The sequence below is a fragment of the Kitasatospora sp. NPDC006697 genome, assembly GCF_042869935.1.
Taxonomy (GTDB): domain Bacteria; phylum Actinomycetota; class Actinomycetes; order Streptomycetales; family Streptomycetaceae; genus Kitasatospora.
Genome location: NZ_JBIAGU010000014.1, coordinates 156,427 through 173,364, shown reverse-complemented (window position 1 = coordinate 173,364; position 16,938 = coordinate 156,427). Strand labels below are relative to the sequence as shown.

16 protein-coding genes are annotated in these 16,938 nt (G+C 72.8%); 8 read left to right on the top strand and 8 right to left on the bottom strand.

Going from position 1 to position 16,938, the window contains the following annotated elements; genetic code table 11:
- Window positions 1–26: 26 nt before the first annotated feature.
- The gene (locus ACFYNO_RS21455) at window positions 27–419 is read left to right on the top strand and encodes a gamma-glutamylcyclotransferase (RefSeq protein WP_388014494.1); all 393 of its coding nucleotides are present in this window, start codon (window positions 27–29) and stop codon (window positions 417–419) included.
- On the opposite strand, the gene ACFYNO_RS21450 is transcribed toward ACFYNO_RS21455, so the two are convergent.
- Entirely contained in the window at window positions 389–1,837 is a 1,449-nt protein-coding gene (locus tag ACFYNO_RS21450) for an MFS transporter (protein ID WP_388014491.1), read from the bottom strand. The genes ACFYNO_RS21455 and ACFYNO_RS21450 overlap by 31 nt on opposite strands.
- A gap of 106 nt (window positions 1,838–1,943) precedes the next feature.
- Between ACFYNO_RS21450 and ACFYNO_RS21445 the strand changes: the two genes are divergently transcribed.
- The gene (locus ACFYNO_RS21445; RefSeq protein ID WP_388014488.1) at window positions 1,944–2,510 is read left to right on the top strand and encodes a TetR/AcrR family transcriptional regulator; all 567 of its coding nucleotides are present in this window, start codon (window positions 1,944–1,946) and stop codon (window positions 2,508–2,510) included.
- A gap of 275 nt (window positions 2,511–2,785) precedes the next feature.
- Window positions 2,786–4,573: a glyoxylate carboligase gene (gene gcl / locus ACFYNO_RS21440; RefSeq protein ID WP_388014485.1), complete on the top strand. Its 1,788-nt coding sequence runs from the start codon at window positions 2,786–2,788 to the stop codon at window positions 4,571–4,573.
- Between the two features lie 71 nt (window positions 4,574–4,644).
- On the opposite strand, the gene ACFYNO_RS21435 is transcribed toward gcl, so the two are convergent.
- The 7 genes from ACFYNO_RS21435 to ACFYNO_RS21405 all read right to left on the bottom strand — a co-directional run bounded on the left by ACFYNO_RS21435 (window position 4,645) and on the right by ACFYNO_RS21405 (window position 10,747).
- Window positions 4,645–6,312: an MFS transporter gene (locus ACFYNO_RS21435; RefSeq protein WP_388014482.1), complete on the bottom strand. Its 1,668-nt coding sequence runs from the start codon at window positions 6,310–6,312 to the stop codon at window positions 4,645–4,647.
- A gap of 189 nt (window positions 6,313–6,501) precedes the next feature.
- Window positions 6,502–7,884: an 8-oxoguanine deaminase gene (locus ACFYNO_RS21430; RefSeq protein WP_388014479.1), complete on the bottom strand. Its 1,383-nt coding sequence runs from the start codon at window positions 7,882–7,884 to the stop codon at window positions 6,502–6,504.
- 192 nt (window positions 7,885–8,076) lie between these two features.
- Window positions 8,077–8,997: a factor-independent urate hydroxylase gene (gene pucL, locus ACFYNO_RS21425; RefSeq protein WP_388014476.1), complete on the bottom strand. Its 921-nt coding sequence runs from the start codon at window positions 8,995–8,997 to the stop codon at window positions 8,077–8,079.
- Window positions 8,998–9,014: 17 nt separating this feature from the next.
- A complete protein-coding gene (gene uraH, locus ACFYNO_RS21420; protein ID WP_388014473.1) occupies window positions 9,015–9,350 on the bottom strand; it encodes a hydroxyisourate hydrolase in 336 nt (111 codons plus the stop codon).
- A gap of 56 nt (window positions 9,351–9,406) precedes the next feature.
- On the bottom strand, window positions 9,407–9,934 hold the full coding sequence (uraD, locus tag ACFYNO_RS21415) for a 2-oxo-4-hydroxy-4-carboxy-5-ureidoimidazoline decarboxylase (protein WP_388014470.1): 528 nt from the start codon (window positions 9,932–9,934) through the stop codon (window positions 9,407–9,409).
- Between the two features lie 175 nt (window positions 9,935–10,109).
- On the bottom strand, window positions 10,110–10,490 hold the full coding sequence (locus tag ACFYNO_RS21410; protein WP_388014467.1) for a helix-turn-helix domain-containing protein: 381 nt from the start codon (window positions 10,488–10,490) through the stop codon (window positions 10,110–10,112).
- Window positions 10,487–10,747: a thiamine-binding protein gene (locus ACFYNO_RS21405; RefSeq protein ID WP_388014464.1), complete on the bottom strand. Its 261-nt coding sequence runs from the start codon at window positions 10,745–10,747 to the stop codon at window positions 10,487–10,489. Before ACFYNO_RS21405 ends, ACFYNO_RS21410 begins: the two co-directional genes overlap by 4 nt.
- Window positions 10,748–10,907: 160 nt before the next feature.
- On the opposite strand from ACFYNO_RS21405, the gene ACFYNO_RS21400 reads away from it, so the two are divergent.
- From ACFYNO_RS21400 to alc, 5 genes are all read left to right on the top strand, one after another.
- Complete coding sequence (locus ACFYNO_RS21400; RefSeq protein WP_388014461.1) at window positions 10,908–11,768, top strand: hydroxypyruvate isomerase family protein; 861 nt, start codon at window positions 10,908–10,910, stop codon at window positions 11,766–11,768.
- A gap of 34 nt (window positions 11,769–11,802) precedes the next feature.
- Complete coding sequence (locus ACFYNO_RS21395; RefSeq protein WP_388014458.1) at window positions 11,803–12,690, top strand: 2-hydroxy-3-oxopropionate reductase; 888 nt, start codon at window positions 11,803–11,805, stop codon at window positions 12,688–12,690.
- A gap of 328 nt (window positions 12,691–13,018) precedes the next feature.
- Window positions 13,019–14,164, top strand: a complete 1,146-nt coding sequence (locus tag ACFYNO_RS21390; protein ID WP_388014455.1) for a glycerate kinase — start codon at window positions 13,019–13,021, stop codon at window positions 14,162–14,164.
- Between the two features lie 110 nt (window positions 14,165–14,274).
- Window positions 14,275–15,621, top strand: a complete 1,347-nt coding sequence (gene allB / locus ACFYNO_RS21385; protein ID WP_388014452.1) for an allantoinase AllB — start codon at window positions 14,275–14,277, stop codon at window positions 15,619–15,621.
- 28 nt (window positions 15,622–15,649) lie between these two features.
- Window positions 15,650–16,915: an allantoicase gene (gene alc / locus ACFYNO_RS21380; protein ID WP_388014449.1), complete on the top strand. Its 1,266-nt coding sequence runs from the start codon at window positions 15,650–15,652 to the stop codon at window positions 16,913–16,915.
- Window positions 16,916–16,938: the final 23 nt, after the last annotated feature.

Below are 16,938 nucleotides of genomic sequence, written 5' to 3'. Positions count from 1 at the left end.
CCGTACGGCTTCCCGACGGAGGATGTATGACGGTACGGATGTTCATGAACGGCCAGGCGATGCGCGGCGGTGAGTTCCACGCCAAGCTCGGCGGGGCGCCGTTCCTCGGCGAGGTGCACACCGCCCCCGGCTACCGGTTCTTCTCGATCCGCGACGAATGCCCCGGGCTGCTGCGCGACCCGGCGGCGGCGAGCGCGATCGAGGGGGAGCTCTACGAGCTGGACCTGGCGGTGCTGCGGGAGGTGATCCTGCCGGGCGAGCCGGCCGAGCTGGAGCTCGGGGTGATCGAACTGGCCGACGGCAGCGCCTGCCTGTCGATGCTGCTGGCCCGCGGCCAGGTGGAGCGCGGCGTGCACCGGGAGATCACGGCGCTCGGCGGCTGGCGCGCCTACCTGGCGACCTTGGGGCGAACCTTCTGACGCTGCGCCCGGGGCGCCCGGATCACCAGCAGGGCGACCAGCAGGGCGGCCGCCGCGACGCCGCTCGCCACCGCGAAGGCCGCGTCCATCCCGTGCACCAGGCGGTGCTCCGGGCCGCCGCCGGCGTGCCGGCCGGCCGTGCTGAAGACCGTGACCAGCACCGAGGTGCCGATCGTGCCGCCGGTCCACTGCAGGGTCTGCAGCAGGCCGGCCGCCGAGCCGGAGCGGGCCGGGGCGACGCCGGTGAGCACCAGGACGCTCATCGGCATGAAGCTCATCCCGCCGCCCAGGCCGATCAGCACCAGCGGGCCGAACACCCAGGCCCAGTAGTCGGCGTGCTCCGGGAACCGGGTCAGCCAGAGCGCGCCGAGCAGCAGGAGCAGCGCGCCGGCCACCAGCACCGGCCTGGTCCCGGTGCGGGGCAGCAGCCGGGGCATCAGCCGCACGGTGGCGAAGAGCACCAGGGTCATCGGCAGGAAGGCCAGGCCGGTGCGGACCGCGCTGAAGTGCATCACGTCCTGGAAGAGCAGGGTGAGCAGGAAGAAGCTCGGGAACATCGCCAGCGGGATCAGCAGCATGTTGAGGTAGGCGCCGGTGCGGGCCCGGTCGCGCAGCAGCTCCAGCGGCAGCAGCGGCTCGCGGACCCGCAGTTCGGCCAGCAGGAAGCCGATCAGCAGCACCCCGGCCGCGATCATCGAGCCGAGCGCCGGCCCGTCGCCCCAGCCGTGGTCGGCGGCCCGCAGCACGCCGTAGACCAGCGCGGTGGTGCCCAGGGTGCCGGTCAGCGCGCCGGCCGCGTCGTACCCGCCGGGGTGCCGCTCCGGCTCGCGGACCACCCGGGGCGCGGCCAGCGCCACGGCCAGCCCGATCGGCACGTTCACCAGCAGCGCCCAGCGCCAGGAGAGCCAGCTGGTCAGCGCGCCGCCCAGCAGCATGCCCAGCGAGGCGCCGAGTCCGGCGGCGGAGGAGTAGAGGCTGAGCGCCCGGTTGCGGGCCCGGCCCTCGGCGAAGGTGGTGGCGATCAGCGCCAGCACGTTGGGCGTGCTCAGCGCGGCGCCGACGCCCTGCACCGCGCGGGCGGCGAGCAGCAGCGGCGCGTTCGGGGCCAGACCGCCGAGCAGCGAGGCGAGGGTGAAGAGCGCGACGCCGGCGGTGAAGGCGCGGCGGCGGCCGAGCCGGTCGCCGAGCCGGCTGCCCAGCAGCAGTAAGCCGCCGAAGGTGAGCGCGTAGGCGTTGGGCACCCAGGCGAGCGCGGCCGGGGAGAAGTGCAGCTGCCGCTGCAGGGCGGGCAGCGCCACGTTGACCACCGTGGCGTCCACGGCGATCAGCAGGTAGGCGCCGATCAGCACGGCCAGTGCGGCCCCTGAGCCGCGGTCAGCGGCCCTGGCGGTGTTGGATACAGCAGTCAGTGTCGACATGCGAGGGATACTCCTGGGAGCTTCGGGAAGGAACCGGAGGGAGTCGCCAGTTGATGGTCGGTAAGATACGGAGACATTCTCCGATTAGCAAGAGGGAGGCTGCGCCATGTCCGAGCGCCCGATGCGGGCCGATGCCCGCCGCAACTACGAACGGCTGCTCAGCGCTGCTGCCGAGGTGTTCGCCGAGCGCGGCGAGGGGGCCTCGATGGACATGGTGGCCAAGCGGGCCGGGGTCGGCCCAGGCACCCTCTACCGGCACTTCCCGACCCGGGAGGACCTGGTGGTGGCGGTCTACCGGGGCGGCCTGGAGGAGACCGCCGCGCGAGCCCGCGAGCTGCTGGCCGAGCTGCCGCCCGGGCGGGCGCTGGGTGCCTGGATGGGCGTGATGGCCGCGCACTGGCGGGCCTGCGGGGAGCTGAAGACGCTGATGGGCGTGATCCTGGCGGAGGACGAGGGGCTGCGGGAGGACTGCCACTCGCTGATGTTCGACGCCTCCGACGCGCTGCTGGCCGATGCCCGGGCGGCCGGCACGGTCCGGGAGGACCTGTGCTCCGCCGAGCTGCTGCGGCTGCTGCACGCGGCCGTGCTGGCGGCCGCACCCAAGCCGGGCGGCACCTCGGTCACCCTGGAGCGGATGATGGAGCTGCTCTCGGACGGCCTGCGCCCGCGCTAGACCCTCCGGGGGGCCGGGGGGTCCTTTTACGCGGCCCATGGGTGCGTACACGAATCGTGCAATCGGCAAGGCGGGGCGGCCGATCGGGGCTGTGGTCCTGGGGGGATCGCCAATGGCCGCACCTTCAACGAGTTGTTGAAACTGGGGCCTCGGAACCCTTGACTGCCGTTCCGGCTGCCGCCTACCTTGATTTCGCATACCAAAAGCATTATTCCGCATTGTGAAAACCATCCAGGGGGTCACGGTGCGGAGACCCGTCGCACAGGAGTGAGCCGATGCCCCGAATGACCGCCGCCCGTGCGGCCGTGGAGATCCTCAAGCGCGAGGGCGTGGAGGTCGCGTTCGGCGTCCCGGGCGCCGCGATCAACCCCTTCTACCGGGCGCTGAAGGAGGGCGGCGGCATCCGGCACACGCTGGCCCGCCACGTCGAGGGCGCCTCCCACATGGCCGAGGGCTACACCCGCACCAAGGCCGGCAACATCGGCGTCTGCATCGGCACCTCGGGGCCGGCCGGCACCGACATGATCACCGGCCTGTACTCGGCGATCGCGGACTCGATCCCGATCCTCTGCATCACCGGCCAGGCCCCGGTGGCCAAGCTGCACACCGAGGACTTCCAGGCCGTCGACATCGCCTCGATCGCCAAGCCGGTCACCAAGGCCGCCACCACCGTGCTGGAGGCCGCCCAGGTCCCCGGCGTCTTCCAGCAGGCCTTCCACCTGATGCGCTCCGGCCGCCCCGGCCCGGTGCTGATCGACCTGCCGATCGACGTCCAGCTGACCGAGATCGAGTTCGACCCGGAGACCTACGAGCCGCTGCCGGTCTACAAGCCGGCCGCCACCCGGGCCCAGGCCGAGAAGGCGATCAGCTTCCTGCTGGCCTCCGAGCGCCCGCTGATCGTGGCCGGCGGCGGCATCATCAACGCCGACGCGGCCGACCTGCTGGTGGAGTTCGCCGAGCTGACCGGCACCCCGGTGATCCCGACCCTGATGGGCTGGGGCACCATCGCCGACGACCACGAGCTGAACGCCGGCATGGTCGGCGTGCAGACCTCGCACCGTTACGGCAACGCCAACTTCCTCGCCTCGGACTTCGTGCTCGGCATCGGCAACCGCTGGGCCAACCGCCACACCGGCTACAAGCTGGACGTCTACCGCGGCGACCGCAGGTTCGTCCACGTGGACATCGAGCCCACCCAGATCGGCAAGATCTTCGCGCCCGACTACGGCATCGCCTCGGACGCCAAGGCCGCGCTGGAGCTCTTCGTCGAGATCGCCAAGGAGCTCAAGGCCGCCGGCCGGCTGCCGGACCGGGCCGGCTGGGTCGCCGAGACCCAGGAGCGCAAGGCGAGCCTGCAGCGGCGCACCCACTTCGACAACGTCCCGATGAAGCCGCAGCGGGTCTACGAGGAGATGAACAAGGCCTTCGGGCCGCAGACCCGCTACGTCACCACGATCGGCCTCTCGCAGATCGCCGGCGCCCAGATGCTGCACGTCTACAAGCCGCGGCACTGGATCAACTGCGGCCAGGCCGGCCCGCTGGGCTGGACCATCCCGGCCGCGCTCGGCGTCGCCACCGCCGACCGGGAGACCCCGGTGGTCGCGCTCTCCGGCGACTACGACTTCCAGTTCATGCTGGAGGAGCTGGCCGTCGGCGCCCAGCACAAGATCCCCTACGTCCACGTGCTGGTGAACAACGCCTACCTGGGCCTGATCCGGCAGGCGCAGATCGGCCTGGACATCAACTTCCAGGTCAACCTGGAGTTCGAGAACATCAACTCGCCCGAGCTCGGGGTCTACGGCGTGGACCACGTCAAGGTGGTCGAGGGCCTGGGCTGCAAGGCGATCCGGGTCACCGACCCGGAGGAGCTGGGCGCCGCCTTCGAGCAGGCCAAGAAGCTGGCCGCCGAGTTCCAGGTGCCGGTGGTCGTCGAGGCGATCCTGGAGCGGGTCACCAACATCTCGATGAGCCCGACCGCGGACATCAGCAACGTGGTCGAGTTCGAGGAGCTGGCCACCGAGCCCGGCCACGCGCCCACCGCGATCCTGACCCTCAAGGCCTGACCCCGCACAGACTCCGAGGGCCCGCCGGACATCGTCGTCCGGCGGGCCCTCGGCCTGTGCTGCCGCAGCCCCTAGGGCTGCTGCTGCGGGGTCGGGCAGGGCGTGCCGCGGGAGATCCCGTAGGAGCCGGTGATCTGGTAGCTGCCCGGCTCGGTGGCGTGCAGCACCGTCCAGTCGCCGGACTGCGCCAGGCAGCCGTGCTCGGTGTCGGTGTGCCCGGCCAGGCCCAGCCAGGGGGAGTAGGGCAGTTTCAGCCGGATGTCCCCGGCGGCCGGCACGGTGACGGTCAGCGAGGCCGCGTCGGCCTTGACCACCTCGGCCGGCGGGTCGGCCAGCGGGGTCGGGTCGGCCACCTGGTAGATCGTCCAGCTGCCCTGCTGCCAGACCTGGTGCAGGAACGGCTGCCCGGCCTTGACCAGCTCGGCCTCCTTGACCGCCGCGTCGTCCGGCTTGGCCGAGGAGAGCGCCACGAAGCCGACGCCCCACTGGCGCAGCCAGTCGTGGTAGTCGGCGGCGGTCAGCTGCTCGGTGTAGAAGAGCGGGTTGCGGGTGACGTCCGCCTGCCGGTTCCAGCCCCGGGCCAGGTCCACGTAGGGCGCGACCCCGCTGGCCTCCCAGTGCGAGGAGAGCGGGACCACCTCGACCCGGGCGCGCTCCGCGCCGAGCGCCCTGAGCTGGTCGATCATCGCCTTGCCGTCCTTGGCCGGCGGGGTCACCGGCACGGTCACCACCAGGTCGCCCATGGTCCGGCCGGTCAGCCAGCCGGCCACCGCCAGGAAGGCCACCAGCACCGCCACGGCCCGCCGCCGCTCCATCCGCACCCCGGTCAGCACAGCCAGCAGCGCGGTGCCCGCGAAGAGCAGGCTCAGCCGCTCCACGTTGCTGCCCACCGGCGAGGGGATGAAGAAGACCAGCATCACCCCGACCGCGTAGAGCAGCCCGGCCCGGCGCAGCGCCGTCCACTCGCGCGGCGCGCACCAGACCGCCGCCAGCGCGGCCGCCACCACCGGCAGGGTGCTGTGGAAGGAGAACGGCTGCACCCCGTTGAACGGGAAGAGCAGCGTGGTGCCGCCGACCACCAGCACCGGCGCGGCCAGCATCGGGTAGGCGTCCCGGCGGCGGCCGGTCAGGAAGAGCCCGGCGCCCGCCACCTCCAGGAAGAGCCCGACCACCGGGCTGCCCATGGTGCCCAGCGCGGAGAGGCCGAAGAGCGCCAGCCAGCGCAGCCGCGGACCGCGGTAGCAGTAGGCCAGCAGGGTGGCGGCCAGCCCGAAGGCCAGGCCGAGCGCGAAGGTGACCCGGCCGGAGGCCACGTCGCACCAGAGCGCGAAGGCGGTCCACAGGGCGGGCGCCAGCGGCCGGCGCAGCCCGCAGCGGGTGAGCAGCAGCGCGGCCAGCCCGGCGCTGGCCACACCGGCCAGCAGCCCGGTGGTGCGCACCCCGATCGCGCCCATCAGGTAGGGCGAGATCACGCTGTAGGAGGCGATGTGGATGCCGCCGTACCAGGAGAGGTTGTAGGCCGACTCCGGGTGCTGCCGGGCGAACTCGGTCCAGGCGTACTGGGCCGACAGGTCGCCCGCGTCATTGGCCAGCCAGAGCACCCAGACCAGGTGCAGCACCACGGAGAGCAGGACCGAGGCCGCCACCGGGTGCCGCGGGGCGGCCCGCAGCGCGCGGCGCAGGGCCGCCCGGCGGGCGGGTAGTCGGGCGGACGGGATCGCCGATCCCACGGTGCTCATTCGGATCGGGCCCTTCCCTTGGTGCACGGTCGAACCCCCCTAACCTACGTTGCCCCCCGTTCCGGGCACGCCGCAGCCCCGGACCCTCGCCGTGGGTCCGGGGCTGCGGTCCGCCCGCCCCCTGTGGGGAGCCAGGCGGAGTCCGGGTCACGCACCGTCCCTGGGCGGCCCGGAGTACAGGGGTTCCGGTCAGCCGCGGGCGGCCAGGTCGCGGGCCGCCTTGGCGCAGGCCAGGGCGATCCGGTCCTCGTCGACCGCGGTCAGCCGGTCCTTCTCGACCACCGCGTTGCCGTTCACGAAGAGCGCGGTGAGCGGGGGCAGCGCGCCGAAGGTGAGCGCGGCGACCGGGTCGGCGATCGAGGAGTGCATGATGCCGTCGACCTTCCAGAGCGCCAGGTCGGCCAGCTTGCCGGCCTCGATCGAGCCGATCTCGTGCTGCCGGCCGAGCACCCGGGCGCCGCCCATGGTGCCCAGGCGCAGCGCCTGGCGGCCGGTGAGCGCGGTCGGGGAGCCGTGCAGGCGGTTGATCAGCAGCGCGTTGCGCAGCTCGGTGCCCAGCTCGCCGGACTCGTTGGAGGCGGTGCCGTCCACGCCCAGGCCGACCGGGACGCCCGCCTTCAGCATGTCCGGGACCCGGGCGATGCCGGCCGCGAGCCGGGCGTTGGAGGAGGGGCAGTGCGCCACACCGGTGCCGGTCTCGGCGAACTTGGCGATGTCGGAGTCGTTCATGTGCACGCAGTGCGCCATCCAGACGTCCTCGCCCAGCCAGCCGGTGGACTCGAAGTAGTCGGTCGGGCCCATGCCGAAGAGCTGCTTGCAGAACGCCTCCTCCTCCGCCGTCTCGGAGCCGTGGGTGTGCAGCCGCACGCCCTTGCGGCGGGCCAGCACGGCGGCCTCGCGCAGCAGCTCGGTGGAGACCGAGAACGGGGAGCAGGGGGCGATGGCGACGTGCAGCATCGAGCCGAAGGAGGCGTCGTGCCACTTGTCCACGGCCGCCTCGGAGGCGAGCAGGATCTCCTCGGTGGTCTCCACCGCGTGGTCCGGCGGCAGGCCGCCGTCCTTCTGGCTGCGGTCCATCGAGCCGCGCAGCGCGGTGAAGCGCAGGCCCAGCTGCTGGACGGCCTCGATCGAGGCGCCCAGGATGTCGCCGCCGTCCTTGGGGAAGACGTAGTGGTGGTCGCTGGCGGTGGTGCAGCCGGACTTGAGCAGCGCGGCCGCCGAGCCCAGGCTGGCGGCGTGCACCAGCTGGTCGTCGATCCGGGCCCAGGTCGGGTAGAGCGCGACCAGCCAGTCGAAGAGGATGTTGTCCTGGGCGAGGCCGCGGGTGATCCACTGGTAGAAGTGGTGGTGGGTGTTGACCAGGCCGGGGGTGACCAGGTGGCCCTCGGCGTTGATCCGGCGGACCACGTTGTCCAGCCACTGCGGCGCGGGGCCCGGGCCGACCGACTCGATCAGGTTGCCCTTGATGACCACGTGGCCGCGGGCGTACTCGGTGTCCTCGGCGTCCACGGTCGCGATGGCGGCGTTCTCGATCACGATCCGCTGGTCGCTGGGCGGCGGCTGCACTGCCATGGTGACTCCTAGGTGGGGGATTGCGGAGCGTGGACCGCGCGGTCCGACGGTTCGTCAGGGAAGAGGGATGACGAGGCGTCGGACCGCGCGGCCCGGCCAGGGTGTCACCGCCGTCTGTGGTGCGGGCGGCCCGAGGGCGGGACGGCGGAGCAGAATCCCTCGGGCGGCTCAGGAGTGTGAACCTGGGCGGGGTCAGGAGACCGGGATCACCGGTACCACGCCCTCGCGGTGCACGGTGCCCTCGATCAGGCCGTACATCCGGTCGGCAGCGTAGTAGACCTCGTTGTCGTTCTTCAGGCCGAACGGCTCGAGGTCGACCAGGAAGTGGTGCTTGTTGGGCAGTTCGAGGCGGACCTCGTCGACCTCGGCCCGGTTGTTCAGCACCCGGGTGCCCATCGCGTGCAGGGTCTGCTGCAGCGAGTAGGAGTAGGTCTCGGCGAAGGCCTCCAGCAGGTGCCGGCGCACGTGCTGGTAGGAGCGGTTCCAGTTGGGCTGCGGCTCCTCGTGCTCGCCGGTGTAGGAGTACTTCCAGCGGGCCGTCACCTGGGTGGCCAGGATCCGGTCGTAGGCCTCCTGGAGGGTGGTGTACCGGTCCTTGATGTAGCCCCAGAACTCGGAGTTGGTCGTGTTCATCACGATCAGGTCCTTGAGCCCGGAGATCACCTGGACCCGGGTGCCGTCGAAGAACACCTCGGTGGTGCGGACCTCGCCGCCGTCGCGGACGAAGGAGTGGCCCACCTCGTCGGCGCCGATGAAGCGGCTGGAGCTGTCCGGGGTCTTGATCCGGTTCCAGGAGTACTCCTCGATCCGGATCCGCGCGCCGTGCACCACCCCGCGCTCGGTGTCCTCCACGAAGTGCCGGGCCAGCTGGATGCCGAAGGCCTCGGCCGACTCGATGCCGTACTCCTTGGCGAAGGCGTAGACGGTGTTCTTGGTGGTGTCGGTGGGCAGGCAGTTGGCGTTCGAGCCCGTGAGGTGGACGTCCTCGAACTCGCCCTGGAGCGAGACCGAGACGTTGAGGTCCTTGATCTCGTGCCGGGTGCTGTCGCGGTAGACCCGGACGATCCGGTTCTCAGCCTTGCCGTACTGGTTCTGACCGAGCACGTGGGCCATCGTGGGCTCCTTGCTGTCTAGCTTCCGCGGTAGACGGAATATCCGAAGGGGTTCAGCAGCAGCGGCACGTGGTAGTGGTGCTGCGCGGGCGCGACCGTGAAGACGATCGAGACCTCGGGGAAGAACGGCGCCTCCTGCGACCTGGCCGCGTAGTAGGCGGCGGTGTCGAAGGTGAGCCGGACGACCGAGCCCGCCTCCACGGCCGGCAGGTCCTTGGCCCGGCCGTCGGAGTCCGTGGCGGAGGTGCCGAGCACCTGCCAGCCACCCTCGGTGGTGAGTGCCAGCTCGACCGGGACCCCCTCGGCCGGCCGGCCGAGGCTGGTGTCGAGCACGTGCGTGGAGATGCCAGTCATGGCGGAAGTGACCTTACTGCTGAAGGGTGTGACGGACCGTCAGAACTGACGGTAGATCAGGGGGTCTCGTCCAGCAGGCGGCCGAGACGGATGTCGTTGATCTTGCGCAGCTCGCCGCGGACGGTCTCGGCCTCGGCGGCCGGCTCGTTCGGGTAGCGCTCGCGCAGTGCGGCCAGCATGGTGGCCGCGGTCCGGCCGGTGGCGCAGATCAGGAAGACGTGGCCGAACTTCGCCTCGTAGGCGGTGTTGGCCCGGTGGAGCTCGTCCAGCAGTTCCCGGTCCACGCCGTGGATGCCGGCCTGCTCGCGCTCCGAGGTGGCGTCGCCCGCCCTGGGCTGCCCGATCCGGGCGTGCCCGGCCATCGCGTCGGCCAGGTCGGCGGTGGTCAGCTCGGCCATCGCGGCGGCGTTCGCGGCCAGCAGCGCGGAGCGGTCGGACCACGGGCGGGACGCGGCGACCCGGGCGGCCCAACGGGGGCTGGAGCAGACCTCCAGCAGGATCTCCTGCAGCTCGGCGGGCTCGGCCGCCGACAGCGCCTCGAGGGCGCCGGGCGCGTCAACCGACGCGCGGGGGTGGTTGGTCACGGGTGGACCTCCTGAAGAGTGGTGCCACCCGCACAAGCTAGATCCACCACCCCCGGCCGTCAACACTTTGTTGAATCATTGGTGGTCGCGTCTCGGTCGCCGAGTCCGGCCGGCCCGATTCACGTACGATCCGCCAAGTGCGCGCCGTCGCCGCAGCGGCGAGACTTTCCGCAGGTCAGCTCGGCTTCGGGCCGTCGACCTGGCGGTTCAGGTAGTTGTACACCGTGAATCGGCTGACGCCCAGGGCGGAGGCCACGGTCTCGACGCCGTGCCGCACGGTGAAGGCGCCGCGCTCCTCCAGGAGCGCGACGACCCGCTGCTTCTCCAGCCGGTCCAGCTCGCTGAGCGGCCGGCCGTCGTACTGGCGGGTCATCTCGGCCAGCATCCGGTCCAGCGCACTGCTCAGGTGCGGCAGCCGGATCGCGACGGCCGGCGCGCCCTCCCACTCCAGGACCACGTCGTCCGGCTTCGCCTCGTCCACGGCGAGCGGGGTCGCGCCGACGGCGTCCAGCAGCGGCTTGATCGCCGCGGTGAGCGGGTGCTCGGGGCCGGTCACTGGGTACCCACTCCTTCTTCGGTCGGCACGACGCTGACCTGGAAGGAGATCCGGCTGGCGCCGGCCCCCAGGCTGTCGTGCAGCAGTCTGGTCACCGCTGCGAGCACCTGCTCGGCCTCGCCCTCGGCACTGGTGCCGAAGGGTCCGACCGAGACCTCCAGCCCCGCCTCGTCCACCGCCCGCCGGGCGGCGGAGGCGTGGGGCGGGAAGGCGTCCAGCTCGAACGGCTCTGTCGTGAACTCCACCATCAATCGCACTCGCTCACTGTATCGAGCGGCTGGTCAGGCGGGATGGGGAGCTACTTCAACAAATTGTTGCAGATACCTTGACAGTGCCTCGGGTTCGCATGGCAAGCTTCCATCAAGCAGAAACAGTCTTCCGCATCGTGAAATCAGCCGGTGCGGGAGGAAATGAAGGGTGAGTGACGTGACGGCCGCTTCCGCGTGGGCCTCTGTGAAGGGGCGCGCCACTGTCAACCTGTCGATCCTGTTCGGCGAACTGCCGCTGCTGGAGCGCCCGGCCGCCGCGGCCGCGCTCGGCTTCACGGCCGCCGAGCTGTGGTGGCCGTTCGGCACCGAGACCACCCCGAGCGAGGCCGAACTCGACCAGCTGCGCCGGGCGTTCAAGGACGCCGGGGTCCGGCTGACCGGCCTCAACCTCCTCGACGACCTCTCGGTGGGCGCCAAGGGCACCGCCGCGGTGCCGGCCGAGAGCGACCGGTTCCGGGAGAACATCCCGGTCGCCGTGGCGCTGGCCGAGTCGCTGGGCGCCGGCGCGCTGAACGCCATCTACGGCAACCGGGTGCCCGGCCTCGACCCGGCCGAGCAGGACGAGCTCGCGCTGGAGAACCTGACCCGGGCCGCGCAGGCCGCGCACGCGATCGGCGCCGTGCTGCTGATCGAGGCGCTGAACCGCAACGACGCCCCCGACTACCCGCTGCACACCGCGGCGCAGGCCGTCGCGGTGGTGGACCGGATCAACGCCGCCACCGGGCTGGGAAACGCCAGGTTCCTCTGCGACCTCTACCACCTCTCGGTCAACGGCGAGGACCTGCCGGCCGTGATCGACGCCTACGCCGACCGGATCGGCCACGTGCAGATCGCCGACAACCCCGGCCGCAACGAGCCGGGCACCGGCTCGCTGGAATTGGCCGCGCTGCTCGACCGGCTGACCGCCGCCGGCTACACCGGCCCGATCGGCCTGGAGTACAAGCCCGCCTCCGGCGTCAGCGCCGAGAGCTTCGAGTGGCTGCCGCGCGAGCTGCGCGCGGCGAAGTAACCCCCCTGTCACCACTTTCGTAAGGAACCACGCGATGAGCCGCAAGATCGCCTTCATCGGCCTCGGCATCATGGGCAAGCCCATGGCCGTCAACCTGGTCAAGGCCGGCCACCACGTCACCGGCTTCAACCTGCAGCAGGACGCGATCGACGCCCTGGTGGCCGAGGGCGGCCACGGCGCGACCAGCATCGCCGACGCGGTGAAGGACGCCGAGGTCGTCATCACCATGGTCCCCGCCGACCCGCACGTCGAGCAGGTCATCCTCGGCGAGGGCGGTGTGCTGGAGAACGCCAAGCCGGGCACCCTGGTGATCGACATGTCCTCGATCACCCCGCAGACCTCGATCAAGGTGGACGCGGCGGCCAGGGAGAAGGGCGTCCGCACCCTGGACGCCCCGGTCTCCGGCGGCGAGGCCGGCGCCGTCGAGGCGGTGCTCTCGATCATGGTCGGCGGCGGCGCCGAGGACTTCGCCGAGGCCAAGCCGCTCTTCGACGTGCTGGGCACCACGGTCATCCACGTCGGCCCGGCCGGCGCCGGCCAGACCGTCAAGGCGGCCAACCAGCTGATCGTGGCGATCAACATCGAGGCCGTGGCCGAGGCCGTGGTCTTCCTGGAGAACGCGGGCGTGGACCTGAAGGCGGCGCTGGACGTGCTGGCCGGCGGCCTGGCCGGCTCCACGGTGCTGAACCGGAAGAAGGGCAACATGCTCGACCGCGCGTTCGCCCCGGGCTTCCGGATCGACCTGCACCACAAGGACATGGGCATCGTCACCGCCGCCGCCCGCGCGGTGGACGCGCCGCTGCCGCTCGGCTCGGTGGTCGCCCAGCTGGTCGCCTCGGCCCGGGCCAACGGCGACGGCTCGCTGGACCACTCGGCGCTGCTGCGCGGCGTGGAGCGGCTGGCGGGCCGCGAGGTCAAGTGACCTTGTAGAAGCTCCTCCTGGTGGTGTGTACCTGTCCGGTCGTGCCCGCGCCACCAGGAGGCTCTGCTCGGCCGGCGGAAAGGCTGGGGCTCATCCGCCTTCCGCCGGCCGTACCAGACCGGCCGCGCCGCGCACTTCGGTCGTGCGCCGCGCTGCCTGGCCCCCTCCCCGCCGAGGGGAGCCTCCCGTACGTCGGAAGCGGGACGGGAGGAACGGCGGGGAGGGGGTCGCACCCTCGTGGACTGCTCGGTCGGGAGCAGGATTGACGCACGATCGGCTCGACCCGTTCGATCTCGGCAGTTTCGATCCAAGAAGCGAGGCCCGCACCATGCCCACCACCCCCGCCCAGGGCCATGTGGTCGTAGCTCCCGACAAGTTCAAGGGCACCCTGGAGGGTGCCGAGGTGGCCGCCCGGCTGGCGGCCGGCATCCGCCGCGCGGCGCCCGGCGTCGAGGTGCGCGAACTGCCCGTCGCCGACGGCGGCGAGGGTACCCTGGCCGCCGCGCTGGCAGCCGGCTTCACCCGGGTGCCGGCCAAGGTGGCCGGTCCGACCGGGCTGCCGGTGGACGCCGCGATCGCCGTCAAGGACGAGCTCGCCGTGGTCGAGCTGGCCCAGGCCTCCGGCCTGGCCAGGCTCCCCGGCGGCCGCACCGCGCCGCTCGCGGCCGGCTCCTACGGGGTCGGCCAGCTGATCGCCCGCGCGGTCTCGCTGGGCGCCCGGCGGATCGTGCTGGGCCTGGGCGGCAGCGCCTGCACCGACGGCGGCGCCGGGATGGTGCAGGCGCTGGGCGCCGGCCTGTTCGACGCCGAGGGCGTCGAACTCCCGCCGGGTGGTGCGGCCCTGCGCCGGCTGCACCGCCTGGACCCGGGCCCGCTGGCCGACCTGCTCTCCGGGGTGGAGGTGGTGGTCGCCTGCGACGTGGACAACCCGCTGCTGGGCCCGCGCGGTGCCACCGCCGTCTACGGCCCGCAGAAGGGCGCCGACGGCGAGGACCTGGTGGTCCTGGAGGCGGGCCTGGCCCGCTGGGCCGAGGTGGTCCGCGGGGTCACCGGCACCGACGTCAGCGAGGCCCCCGGGGCCGGCGCGGCGGGCGGGGTCGGCTTCGCGGCCCTGGCGCTGCTCGGCGCCACCATGCGACCCGGCATCGAGCTGCTGCTCGACCTGCTGGGTTTCGACGGGGCTGTGCGTGGGGCGCGCCTCGTCGTGACCGGCGAGGGCTGCCTTGACGAGCAGACGCTGCACGGCAAGGCACCCGCCGGGGTCGCCGCGGCGGCCGCCGGGGCGGGGGTTCCGGTGGCCGCCGTGGCCGGCCGGCTGGAGCTCTCCGAGTCGGAGTGGCGCAAGGCCGGCTTCGTCGCCGCCTACGCCCTGACGGACCTGGCCGAGCAGCCCGGCGACAGCCTGACCAAGGCCGCCGAGCTGGCCGAAACGGCCGGCGAGCGGCTGGCCGGGGACCTGCTGGCCGGGGCCTGACTCGCCCCCTGAGCCCCCGAATTCATCGTACTTTCCTACATTGACGTTTTGTTGAAGGCGGGCCTAGGCTCCCAGCCGTCCCCCCTCGCAGCAGCCAACGGAGGCCATTGATGCAGCAGTCGACCGTGGTGATCCGGTCCCGCCGGGTCGTCCTCCCGGAGGGTGAGCGCCCGGCCGACGTGCTGGTCCGGGACGGGCGGATCGCGGAGGTCGCCGAGCACGGCTCGCTCCTCGCCGGCCCGGTCACCGACCTCGGCGCCACCGCCCTGCTGCCCGGCCTGGTCGACACCCACGTGCACGTCAACGAGCCCGGCCGGACCGAGTGGGAGGGCTTCGCCACCGCCACCCGGGCCGCCGCGGCCGGCGGCGTCACCACCATCATCGACATGCCGCTCAACTCGGTGCCGCCCACCACCACGGTGGCCGGGCTGGCGGCCAAGCGCGCCGTCGCCGCCGGCCAGGCCTGGGTGGACCTGGGCTTCTGGGGCGGTGCGATCCCCGGCAACACCGGCGACCTCGAAGGGCTGCACCGGGAGGGCGTGTTCGGCTTCAAGAGCTTCCTCGCCCCGTCCGGGGTGGAGGAGTTCCCGCACGTCCAAGCCGCCGACCTGGAGGCCGCGCTGGCCGAGCAGGCCCGGCTCGGCGCCCTGGCGATCATCCACGCCGAGGACCCCGAGGTGCTGGAGGCCGCGCCGCAGGTGCCCGGCAGCCACTACTCCGACTTCCTCAACTCGCGTCCGGACGACGCCGAGGCGGCCGCCGTGGCGCAGTTGCTCGACACCGCACGGCGGACCGGCGCCCGGGTGCACATCCTGCACGTCTCCTCGGCCGCCGTGCTGCCGCTGCTCGCCCAGGCCCGGGCGGACGGCGTCCGCGTCACCGCCGAGACCTGCCCGCACTACCTGACGCTGGCCGCCGAGGAGGTGCCGGACGGCGACACCGCCTTCAAGTGCTGCCCGCCGATCCGCGACGAGTCCAACCGCGACAAGCTCTGGGCGGCCCTGGCGGCCGGCGAGTTCGCCGCGATCGTCTCCGACCACTCGCCCTCCACCCCCGACCTCAAGCTGCTCCGGCGCTACGGCGGCAGTGGCGACTTCGCCAAGGCCTGGGGCGGCATCGCCTCGCTGCAGCTGGGCCTGCCGGCGATCTGGACCGAGGCCCGCAGGCGCGGCCACACGCTGGCCGAGGTGGCCGGCTGGATGTCCGCCGGCCCCGCCGCACTGGTCGGCCTGACCGGCACCAAGGGCGCCATCGCGGTCGGCCGCGACGCCGACCTGGTGGCCTTCGACCCGGACGCCGAGTTCACCGTCGACCCGGCCGGCCTGCACCACCGCAACCCGGTCACCCCCTACGCGGGCAAGCGGCTGACCGGCGCGGTGCGCACCACCTGGCTGCGCGGCAGGGTGGTGGACACCGCCGCGGAGCCGTTCGGCGCCCAGCTGCGCCGCCCCCACTGAACCGACGAACCCGCTGAGGAGCGATCACATGAGTGACAGTCAGACCCCGTCCGCTCCCTTCACCGAGCTGGTCAACCTCGCCTCGCGGCTGCTCGGCGCCGGGGTGGTGGCGACCAACGAGGACACCTTCGCCGACGCCGAGAACCTGCTGGTCGCCAAGCCCGCCGAGTTCCGGCCGCACACCTTCGGCCACAAGGGCCAGATCATGGACGGCTGGGAGTCCAAGCGCCGGCGCGGCATCAGCGCCGAGCAGCCGCACCCCACCGACGAGGACCACGACTGGACGCTGGTCCGGCTCGGCGCGGCCGGCCGGATCCACGGCGTCATCGTGGACACCGCGCACTTCACCGGCAACTACCCCGAGTCCGGCTCGGTGCAGGCCGCCTCGATCCCCGGCCACCCCTCGCCCGCCGAGGTGGAGGCGGCCGAGTGGACCGACATCGTGCCGCGCACCGCGCTCAAGGGCGATACCGCCCACGAGTTCGCGGTCACCGACCCGACCCGCTACACCCACGTGCGGCTGAACATCTGGCCGGACGGCGGGGTGGCCCGGCTGCGGGTGCACGGCGAGGTGCTGCCCGACCCGCGCGACCTGGACGGACTCACCTTCGACCTGGCCGCCCAGGAGTTCGGCGGGGTGGCCGAGGCCGCCTCGGACCGCTACTTCTCCTCCCCGCACAACCTGAACGCTCCCGGCCGCGCCACCGTCATGGGCGAGGGCTGGGAGACCCGGCGTCGGCGCGACAAGGCCAACGACTGGGTACAGATCGCCCTGGCCGGGGGCGGCGAGGTCCTGGCCGCCGAGGTGGACACCACCCACTTCGTCGCCAACGCCCCCGGCTGGGCCGACCTGGTGGGGTACGACGCCACGAGCGGCGGCGACCCCGACGGCGACCCCGAGGGCTGGTTCCCGATCCTGCCCCGGACCCGGCTGCAGCCCGACACCCGGCACACCTACCGGCTGGACGCGGACCGCCCGGTCACCCACGTGCGGATGAACGTCTACCCCGACGGCGGGGTGGCCCGGCTGCGGCTGACCGGCCGGCTCACCGCCGCCGGCCGCGCCGCGCTGGCCCTGCGCTGGTTCGACGCGCTGCCCGCCGCCGAGGCCGAACTCGCCCTCGCCGACGCCGGGCTGACCGGCGCCGAGGCCGCCGCGCTGACCGCGGCCCGCCCGCTCGGCGACCCCGCCGGGGCCCGCGCCGCCCTCGCCGGGCTGCGGCCCGCCGACGGGCCGGACGGCACCGAGACCGCCCGCCGCACCGCCGCCGGCTGGCGCCTGCTCGGCGTCTGAAGCCCCTTCTCCACGCACCGCCT

Excerpts from the sequence above, each read along its gene's own strand:
- ACFYNO_RS21455 (WP_388014494.1), top strand. The coding sequence starts at position 27 with ATGACGGTACGGATGTTCATGAACGGCCAGGCGATGCGCGGCGGTGAG.
- ACFYNO_RS21450 (WP_388014491.1), bottom strand. The coding sequence starts at position 1,837 with ATGTCGACACTGACTGCTGTATCCAACACCGCCAGGGCCGCTGACCGC.
- ACFYNO_RS21445 (WP_388014488.1), top strand. The coding sequence starts at position 1,944 with ATGTCCGAGCGCCCGATGCGGGCCGATGCCCGCCGCAACTACGAACGG.
- gcl (WP_388014485.1), top strand. The coding sequence starts at position 2,786 with ATGCCCCGAATGACCGCCGCCCGTGCGGCCGTGGAGATCCTCAAGCGC.
- ACFYNO_RS21435 (WP_388014482.1), bottom strand. The coding sequence starts at position 6,312 with ATGAGCACCGTGGGATCGGCGATCCCGTCCGCCCGACTACCCGCCCGC.
- ACFYNO_RS21430 (WP_388014479.1), bottom strand. The coding sequence starts at position 7,884 with ATGGCAGTGCAGCCGCCGCCCAGCGACCAGCGGATCGTGATCGAGAAC.
- pucL (WP_388014476.1), bottom strand. The coding sequence starts at position 8,997 with ATGGCCCACGTGCTCGGTCAGAACCAGTACGGCAAGGCTGAGAACCGG.
- uraH (WP_388014473.1), bottom strand. The coding sequence starts at position 9,350 with ATGACTGGCATCTCCACGCACGTGCTCGACACCAGCCTCGGCCGGCCG.
- ACFYNO_RS21395 (WP_388014458.1), top strand. The coding sequence starts at position 11,803 with ATGAGCCGCAAGATCGCCTTCATCGGCCTCGGCATCATGGGCAAGCCC.
- ACFYNO_RS21390 (WP_388014455.1), top strand. The coding sequence starts at position 13,019 with ATGCCCACCACCCCCGCCCAGGGCCATGTGGTCGTAGCTCCCGACAAG.
- allB (WP_388014452.1), top strand. The coding sequence starts at position 14,275 with ATGCAGCAGTCGACCGTGGTGATCCGGTCCCGCCGGGTCGTCCTCCCG.
- alc (WP_388014449.1), top strand. The coding sequence starts at position 15,650 with ATGAGTGACAGTCAGACCCCGTCCGCTCCCTTCACCGAGCTGGTCAAC.